Here is a 2,520-nt window from a genome sequence, read left to right on the forward strand (position 1 = left end):
AAACAGTGACTTGAGTGGTAAAGGTAATGCGCAAATGCCTATATATAGACCAGCTCCACTTCCTAGTCCTATCCCAGCGCCGGATAATGGAAAAACTCAGACTCCGGTTCCTAATAACCAACCTGGAAATTCTGGGAATGTGAACACTACAGAACCGACAAGTCCATCAGATAGTGGGCAAGCAAATTCTGGACAAGATGGACGAAGCACTGACAGCGGCTCAACAACTACTGCTCGTTCGTCTGTAGCTCCAGTGACAACTACGGAACCTAGTGTAAATACAGCGAATAGAGAAGACGATACTGTTCGTTCAGCAACTCAGGATCAAGGAACTTTAGACAAGTCAGAACTAAGTAAGCAGACTCAAACCTTAGAAAATCTTTTGAGAGCATTGACAGGTGTATCGAATCCTACCACAGATTCAGCACGTCTGGTTTTGGCAGAGGCTAAGAAAGCTCTTGCAGATGATAGTTTGACAGAGCAAGGGTTGCGCCATATCTTGCAAACAGTCAGAGATGCGATTGCTTCCCTAGAGTCCATTAAGGAAAGTCAGTCAGCAACGAAGGCTGGAGAACAAAAAGTTTCTGAGTCAGCACCAGAAGCAGATAAGCCTGTAGCCCAAACTCAAGTCCCAGTAGGGATTATTGCAGCAAGCATCCTAGTGCTTTTAGGTCTCCTCTTCTTCCTCCTAGCTCGTCGCAACAAAGAATCAGAACTCGAGAAATTAGCCAAGGAATTAAGTAAACTTCTTAAAGACTCAAACCTTGAAACAGTAGATAAGGATGTCCTTGAAAACTCTCAAGAAGAACTTCAAAAAGCAGTTTCCTTCTTGGCAGATGAAAAAGGCTCTGAGCATACTGAAGCAGAGTTGATTGATAATCTTAAAGAGGTTATTGCTAAGTTGAAAGCAAACGTCTAATAACATATTAAAAATCTCCAGATTAGGAACTATCGTTGAGTTCCCTAGTCTGGAGATTTTTCAGTATACCCCGTTGTTGGATGCTTATAACAGAGTGACGCCATTACTGGGCTAATAGAGATAAAATAAACAATTGATTTAGGACATTTGTTTGATAGTGGTGATAAAGTTTTAAAACTAGATTGATATCGGTTTTTTCTAAATTTGTCAAAATGCTGATTTTAGGGTATAATAGTTGCTGTTCGAGAAATTTTGATTTTCAAAGAATAGTGAATGATGATAAGGAGAAACCATGAACAACCTACCAAATTGTCCAAAATGTAACTCAGAGTATGTCTACGAAGACGGTGCCCTACTGGTTTGCCCAGAGTGTGCTCATGAGTGGAATCCTGCTGAAGTTGCAGATGTAGAAGAGGGCCTTGTTGCTATTGATGCCAACGGGAATAAATTGGCTGACGGTGATACAGTAACCCTCATTAAGGATTTGAAAGTAAAAGGTGCGCCAAAAGATTTGAAACAAGGGACGCGCGTGAAAAATATCCGTATCGTAGAAGGCGACCACAATATCGACTGTAAGATTGATGGCTTCGGTGCCATGAAACTCAAATCAGAGTTTGTGAAGAAGATTTAAGTATGTCAAAACACTATAAATTTGTATTTTATAGCCGTGTCTTCTTGTTTCTAGCGGCTTTTACGGGAGTTTATCTTGAAATCGCCAAGCATGGTGGTTTTGGGATGCTTCTCTATTACACGGTTCTGTCCAATCTTTTAGTAACTATTTTTACGCTCTATCTTCTAAAAGTTATGAGCCGTTTAGGTGAAAACTGGCAAAGTTCAAGCCTCTTGCGTCTAAAAGGTGGAGTCACTATGAGTATCATGATTACCTGTGTGATTTACCATTTCCTCTTAGCGCCTATTGCGACTAATTTCTATACTCTGGAAAATTTCCTTTGCCACTATATCGTTCCTCTCTGGTTTTTAGCGGATACCCTCTTTTTTGACAAACAGGGTCAATACAAGATTTGGGATCCAATTGTGTGGACGATTTTACCCTTGCTGTATATGATGTTTGCTCTTTTTAATGGCTTGGTTCTAAAACTCAATATTCCAAATGCCAAGGATAATCCTTTCCCTTACTTCTTTTTGAATGTGAACAAGGGTTGGGATGTCGTATTCAAGTGGTGTCTGATTATCTTTGTTGCCTATATGGTTGCAGGATTTATCTTCTACTTTATTAAGCAAATCAAGAGAAAGTCATCCTAAGACACAAGGAATTCATTTTCGAGTTTAAGAAGGAGTCTACAAACCAATGGGACTTCTTCTTTTCTTGCTTGTTTGATAACTATCAAAAAAGTAGAAGATTAAGAGAAATATAGAAAGAGATTTCATGAAACAACTTTTAGAACGGGCCAGTATTTTGGCTCTCTCCCTCGTTTTGATTACCTCCTTTTCGATTTCAAGTGCCCTGCCAGCCATGTTTGACTATTATCAAGGTTATCCTAAGGAACAAATTGAGCTCTTGGCGAGCTTGCCTTCCTTTGGGATCATGATGATGTTACTGCTAAATGGTTTCTTAGAAAAAATATTTCCTGAGCGATTAC

Annotated in this window: 3 protein-coding genes and 2 pseudogenes; all 5 read left to right on the plus strand. The window is 39.7% G+C overall.

Annotated features, from left to right (window positions below; translation table 11 throughout):
• Positions 1-391: 391 nt before the first annotated feature.
• Positions 392-607 (plus strand): annotated as a pseudogene (locus SMIDD26_RS13735) (hypothetical protein); the annotation flags it as partial.
• 54 nt (positions 608-661) lie between these two features.
• Entirely contained in the window at positions 662-919 is a 258-nt protein-coding gene (locus SMIDD26_RS12030) for a hypothetical protein (RefSeq protein ID WP_134990302.1), read from the plus strand.
• Between the two features lie 292 nt (positions 920-1,211).
• A complete protein-coding gene (locus SMIDD26_RS10495; protein WP_001061584.1) occupies positions 1,212-1,550 on the plus strand; it encodes a zinc ribbon domain-containing protein YjdM in 339 nt (112 codons plus the stop codon).
• 2 nt (positions 1,551-1,552) lie between these two features.
• A complete protein-coding gene (locus SMIDD26_RS10500; protein WP_061440069.1) occupies positions 1,553-2,182 on the plus strand; it encodes a Pr6Pr family membrane protein in 630 nt (209 codons plus the stop codon).
• Positions 2,183-2,306: 124 nt separating this feature from the next.
• Positions 2,307-2,520 (plus strand): annotated as a pseudogene (locus tag SMIDD26_RS13415) (MFS transporter); the annotation flags it as partial.

The organism is Streptococcus mitis (assembly GCF_001579035.1).
Taxonomy (GTDB): Bacteria; Bacillota; Bacilli; order Lactobacillales; family Streptococcaceae; genus Streptococcus; species Streptococcus mitis_J.